The 5,795-nt window shown below is 44.5% G+C and carries 5 protein-coding genes; 2 read left to right on the top strand and 3 right to left on the bottom strand.

Annotated features, from left to right (window positions below; translation table 11 throughout):
• Window positions 1-63: 63 nt before the first annotated feature.
• The 3 genes from D9603_RS21375 to D9603_RS21385 are packed head-to-tail and all read right to left on the bottom strand — an operon-like array spanning window position 64 to window position 4,483.
• On the bottom strand, window positions 64-2,493 hold the full coding sequence (locus tag D9603_RS21375; RefSeq protein ID WP_128732847.1) for an ABC transporter permease: 2,430 nt from the start codon (window positions 2,491-2,493) through the stop codon (window positions 64-66).
• Entirely contained in the window at window positions 2,493-3,215 is a 723-nt protein-coding gene (locus tag D9603_RS21380) for an ABC transporter ATP-binding protein (protein ID WP_128732844.1), read from the bottom strand. The genes D9603_RS21375 and D9603_RS21380 overlap by 1 nt, the downstream gene beginning before the upstream one ends.
• Window positions 3,216-3,226: 11 nt before the next feature.
• Entirely contained in the window at window positions 3,227-4,483 is a 1,257-nt protein-coding gene (locus tag D9603_RS21385; RefSeq protein WP_128732845.1) for a biotin/lipoyl-binding protein, read from the bottom strand.
• 237 nt (window positions 4,484-4,720) lie between these two features.
• Between D9603_RS21385 and D9603_RS21390 the strand changes: the two genes are divergently transcribed.
• Together D9603_RS21390 and D9603_RS21395 are read left to right on the top strand one after the other, a co-directional pair.
• Window positions 4,721-5,128, top strand: a complete 408-nt coding sequence (locus tag D9603_RS21390; RefSeq protein WP_125254406.1) for a hypothetical protein — start codon at window positions 4,721-4,723, stop codon at window positions 5,126-5,128.
• A 12-nt stretch (window positions 5,129-5,140) separates the two neighbouring features.
• Window positions 5,141-5,680: a hypothetical protein gene (locus D9603_RS21395; protein WP_128732846.1), complete on the top strand. Its 540-nt coding sequence runs from the start codon at window positions 5,141-5,143 to the stop codon at window positions 5,678-5,680.
• The last annotated feature ends 115 nt before the right edge of the window (window positions 5,681-5,795 follow it).

Consider the following 5,795-nt stretch of genomic DNA (forward strand, 5'->3'; position numbering starts at 1 on the left):
TTTTTAACACTGTTAGCGTCAGATTCACTCCTTCAAATTGGTATTAGGTTTTTACCCACACTTTTATTGCCTTATTGCGCTCATTGGAGCGGAATTGATGAGTTGTCTCATCGGATATACTGCACAGAAAAGTGCAAAAGTAAGTAGTGTCATCAGCACTACCAAAAACCAGCTTGGCTTGACTAAAACCCACTCAGATGATGGCGCGCTCAAGTACAGCCCAACTACGACTGTCACAGCGACAAAAATTGCCGCACAAACGGGTATCAGCGTGTCTGATATTAACAAGCGATATAAACGTTGTTTTTTCGCACCCAGCGCCATGCGCATACCAAACTCATATCGTCGTTGCTCAAAGCTATAGCTGAGCACGCCGTATATACCTACACCGCATAACAATAAGCTAAAGCCACATAGCCCAAAGCTTAACAACAATGTGAGACGTTCTAAATATGTAAGCTTATGATATGTTTGTGTTAGGTCTAAAAACCGCCATATACCAGCCTGACCTGCTACGGATTGAATAGCCGATTGAACTTGAGCACGCGTCAGTGTTACATCAGGTTCCATTTCAATAATAAACGGGTAACCAAAAGGAAGCGCAGGCAACCAAGCCGTCTTGCCTTGAAGCTCGGTATAACGTTTTGGATGGTTGAAATTTTGTGAGATCCCGACCACTTCAGCTGGGACATCGGGGTTAAATATAAAGAATGTATCTCCGAGAACATTGCCCCCCGGCTTTAGCGCATGTGCGGCTGCTTCTGATACAATGACTTCTTCTTTGTCCCCCCTAATCGCCGCTTCACTAAATGTGCGCCCAGCAATCAGCGAAAGCCCTGTTAATGCAAAATAATCTGGACCTACATTTGCTCGGATCATACTTGGCATCCATTCACCAGCCAGATCCCGCATCGCAACCACCGCTAAGTCGTTTTGTAATGGGCTTTCACCATGTGCTACCCCCACCACACCGGGTATTTTTCTGAGTGCCTGTTTAAAGTCTTCAATGTGTGTGTAGCGCTTGGGAAATGGCGTCGAGTCATTTGGTATATGTAGCATCACACTGTACATATTATCTACCTGAGTTCCAAGGGGTCGCAACAGTGTATCCGCACTTTTGCTCAGCACAAGCGTTGCACCAAACACCAGCACGGTGGTAAAAAATAGCTGAACCGCAACCAGTGTTTTGGTCATCTGCATGCTGAGCGCTTTCACACTCCCTTTGCCCGAAGTACGCATGCTTTGACTGAGTTGATTAAAATTAACCATACGCGACGTTACAAAAGCAAACAATAACGCCAACAACAGCACTATCAAAACTGCGCTAAGCAACACAGTAGAGTCCAGAGAGAGTGTATCAATAAGCGGTAAGTAACTGTGAGTCAGGGATTGTAATAGCCGCAGTTGCCACGCCGCAAAAAATAGCCCAACCACCACGGCACTTGCAACTAGCAATAACGCTTCGAGGAAAATGCCACGAAACAATACACCACGCTTTGCACCAAGCATTGCCTGCAGCACAAGCTGTTGTTGAAGCGTGTGAGCGCGAGAGATGAATAAGTTACTTACATTAAAAATGGCAATGAGCACCAAACACATCACACTGAGTAGCACAACAATAGCCAAGGTATCATGGCCTGCTACTTCTACATCCCGATATAGACGTATGATAGGTTTAATATCCTGTAACTCTTGCTCTGCTGATTGCCATTCTCCTCGATGCCTGAGACTGTTTTGATAAAGCTGCTGCGCTAAAGTGCTGTGTGTGCCTTGCTCGGTAAGTATCGCCAATAACTTGAGATTTTCCTGCCTACTTGTCCATGGATGATATTCACCACGCTTGGTACCAAAAAATCGCTCATTCTCTGAGAAGCTTAACCATAGCTCTCCCTTACCTTGGTTTAAAAAATAAGGGTCTGAATAGGCCTGAGCAGCGACACCGACCACGGTATATAGCTTATCAACAATCCGTAAGCTCGCGCCCAGCACGCGAGCTTCACCATTGAAATACTTTTGCCACAATGGATAGGAAATAATCACTTCAGGGTTTTTCTGATTAATATCTTCAGTCGTAGTCAAGTATCGACCCAGCGCAAGTGGCATTTTCATCATAGTGAAGTAGTCATCACTTACAAAACTCAGCGTCAGTTTAGGTGAGCCTGGTAGGTTTTCGACGACATCCGAAAAACTACTGATCAAAGCACGCTTTTGATAAAGCGCCTCGGTTTGTCGCCAATTAAGCATGTTTTGAACACTTTGCATGCCTTCAAATACCCGATCTTGATAGATATTGTTTTGCTCAATGACCACAAAGCGTGACTCACTCTCTATATCAAGAGGTTTAATAAAAAAGCCGCTAAACAGGCTCAGCGCAACAAAAAAACAGCTTAGTGTCAGCGCCAAGGTCAACACTAATGTAATACAGAAACTAGGCACTTGAAGTAAGCTTTTGATGGCCAGTGTGGTTTGCCGTTGGAGCTGCATCAAAGTCATCACATAACCTCCGATAAATGAGCTGAGTGAGACACTTTGCTTGTTGACACCAATACTCCATCCAGCAGTTGAATTTGCTGTTTTGCGTAGCCTGCATAGCGGGTGTCATGAGTAACCATACAAATGGTAACACCTTGTTCATTGAGGCTGTTCAGCAAGGCCATCACCGCATCACCATTCTTAGAATCTAAGTTACCTGTGGGTTCATCCACCAGCAAAATACTTGGCTCGCCCGCAAGCGCTCTGGCAATAGCTACGCGCTGTTGCTGACCTCCTGATAATTGACTCGGTTTGTGATTGGCTCGGTGGGACATCTCTACTTGCGTTAACGCTCGTATCACGCGCTGTTCGATTTCTTGAGCTGTGAGAATTGGCTCTCGGTAGTGTAGCGGTAACGCAACATTGTCAAATACGGTTAACCCATCGAGCAGATTAAATGATTGAAATACGAAACCAATATGTAAATTCCTCAGTTCTGCCTGAGTATCTGCATCGAGTGAACTGGTTTCAACACCTTGAATGCAATAGCTGCCTGAGGTGATCTCCTCTAGTAGCCCTAAAACACTGAGCAACGTCGACTTACCCGAGCCGGATGGCCCTGTAATTGCGAGATAATCACCTGCTTTGATGTTTAGACTGATGTTACTAATCGCATGGGTTTCTACATCCTGACCGTAGTAAACCTTGCTTACTTGGTGCAATGCCAAAATTGTATTATCCATTTGCTTTTCCTTTACCGATTGAGTGATGTAATTGTTATTTTTTTTAAGTGTTGATGAGCTGACATATCTGACATCACCACTTGCTCACCGGCTGAGCCGCCTTCAAGTATTTCAATGGCATTGCCGGCTAGTTTACCAAACTTGAAACTTTTTTTGATGAGTACATTTTCTTGTTTATCTAAAACAAATAAGTCGCTATTGGATTGTGGAGACAGCCACGGTAATTGGGGGATTGAGAGCGCGTCCTGTATCCTTGCAGTAAAGATTTTACCCTCGATGTTCAGCGCCGGACGCGCGTTACTTGGCAGTGCCCCCGTTAACGCCAGCTCAATGGCGATACGACCGTCTTGAACAACCGGTACAACACGACTCACCGTTGCAGCAACTTTACCGACAAAGGTATTGATCATCGCCGGCTGCCCTATCACTACCTCACTGGCCTCTCGTTCAGGTACTAACAAGTCTGCCACCAGCAGACGTTCACTGCCCACCACCGCAAGAGTTTGCCCCGGTGTAATTGCTTGCCCTTGACTCACATTCACAGCTTGCAACATCCCTGCGATCCCAGCTTTGACGTTCAGTTGTTCCACAGCTTGTTTTGCTATGTCATGGCTCAGCTCATATTCTTTTAGCAACTCCTGCTCAATCTCAATACTTCTTGTATGTAGTGCTTGCATTTGTGTAAGTTGTTGCTCACTGAGTAAAACGCGGGTTTTTAGCTGTTCAAGAGTCAGGACGGAGCGCTTATGATCAAGTTCTGAAACAATGCCTTGTTTCACTAACAGTCGCTCAGCTTGCTCTCGGAGTTTGGCACTCTCACACTCACTATGGAGCAGTGCTATTTGCCCTTGCAAGGTAAGTAATTCACTTTGCTGACTGAGCTTCAATGCGTCAACACTGGCGCGTTGCCTAGCAAGTGTTAACCGTTCACGCTGCAATCTTTGCGTCAGCTCAGGATTAATCAAGCGCATAATAACGGTATCTGGCTCCACTTTTGTGCCTGCAAGATACTCGACCGTGCTTACTTGAGCGGAAAATGTTGTGGTGATTTCTCGGCTAAGTTTCGAACGTAATTTTCCATACCCAGAAACGCTATACTGTATCGAGCTTTTTTGAATTGGTGCAAAGGTAATCGTATTCGCATCAAGCTGATTATGCTCTTGAGATAGCAAAAAACTCAGTGCCACAAACACACTAAGCGTTATACCTAGCCACCGCCAAATGGGTGACTGACGAGAGGATTTATTGCGGCTGATTTTAATGTCCATAGTGTTATCGCACTGTTTTTTGATTTCATAAAGCGAACACCATGCCAAAAGTAACCTATTGATATATAGTAAATTTAACAGTCTCCTTTTCGTTTTCTCTCCCAATAATGGGACAATATTCAACAGCGCTGGGACAAGCATGTAGTGCGCGTCGCCAAAGTCTGTAGTTTGTGATTGCAGTTGCTAATTTTTTGAGCTAAGTTAGTTCCTGATACATTAACGAAGGAAAGTAATAAAATGCACCGCTTACTCATCTGCTCTGTTAGTGCAGTACTGGCGCTTTCAGGCTGTAATTCAACTCCACATAACGACACACCCGCTGATAAAAACCTGACTGTTGGTGTGGTTCAAAAAGAAATCAAAAATGGCCTTCCGGCCAGTGACGTCGCTATTGCATTAGGCAGCCCTAATATTGTCAAGACCGATCCTGATGGCAAAGAAGTGTGGATCTATGACAAATTTACCAAAGAGCAAGTGTTTCAAACGAACTCGGGAACATTGGGCTACTTTTCAGGGAATGGCGGTGGCATAGTGTCAACGGGCTATGACAAAAGTAAGGTTAGTACTAAGACGCTCACGGTTGTCATCAAGTTTGATAAGAGAGATACAGTCGAAAAAGTAGCGTATCATACCAGTTCGTTCTAGGAGCAATAATCAATGAACGCCCTAGTAACAGCAACCGTTAAAGGTGTCGTACTTGCGACAACACTGCTTATGCTGAGTGGATGTAAAAGTTCCGCGCCACAAATGTCAACGATGGAAGTGCGTAGCTTACAAACCAAAGAATATAGCGATGCAGAGTCTATTTTGGTTTACCGTGCACTTGTCAACGCACTGCTGGATAGAGAGTTTACTATCAGTGCGTCAGACTCATCTTCAGGTGTGCTAATAGCAAATTACTCCACCACCCAAACCAATACCACCGAAGCGGTCACCAAAGCACTGGCAACCTATTTCACCCTCGGCTTAAACTGGATATTTGGTGACAACAACATGGATGATATACTTACTGTTGATGTCTCTGCCAATGTTGCCCCAATAAAAAGCGGTAGTCGACTTAGGATTAATGCGGTGGCTAAACGCCTAAATAGCGATGGTGAAATCGTCGAGTCGCAAATGATAGTCGACCCTAATTATTATCAGGGTATCTTTGAACAAATAGAAAAGTCGGTGTTCTTAGAGCAAAACATCAATTAAACCCAAAAGCTGAGCCTACTACTCAGCTTTTTGATACCCATTACATTAAGTACTGCGTTCTGATCTTTTGGCAAAGCTTACATTATACCAATTCGCTTAATTAAGTGGTCTATTT

Source organism: Pseudoalteromonas sp. PS5 (genome assembly GCF_004103255.1).
Lineage (GTDB): Bacteria > Pseudomonadota > Gammaproteobacteria > Enterobacterales > Alteromonadaceae > Pseudoalteromonas > Pseudoalteromonas peptidolytica.

Excerpts from the sequence above, each read along its gene's own strand:
- D9603_RS21375 (WP_128732847.1), bottom strand. The coding sequence starts at position 2,493 with ATGACTTTGATGCAGCTCCAACGGCAAACCACACTGGCCATCAAAAGC.
- D9603_RS21380 (WP_128732844.1), bottom strand. The coding sequence starts at position 3,215 with ATGGATAATACAATTTTGGCATTGCACCAAGTAAGCAAGGTTTACTAC.
- D9603_RS21385 (WP_128732845.1), bottom strand. The coding sequence starts at position 4,483 with ATGGACATTAAAATCAGCCGCAATAAATCCTCTCGTCAGTCACCCATT.
- D9603_RS21390 (WP_125254406.1), top strand. The coding sequence starts at position 4,721 with ATGCACCGCTTACTCATCTGCTCTGTTAGTGCAGTACTGGCGCTTTCA.
- D9603_RS21395 (WP_128732846.1), top strand. The coding sequence starts at position 5,141 with ATGAACGCCCTAGTAACAGCAACCGTTAAAGGTGTCGTACTTGCGACA.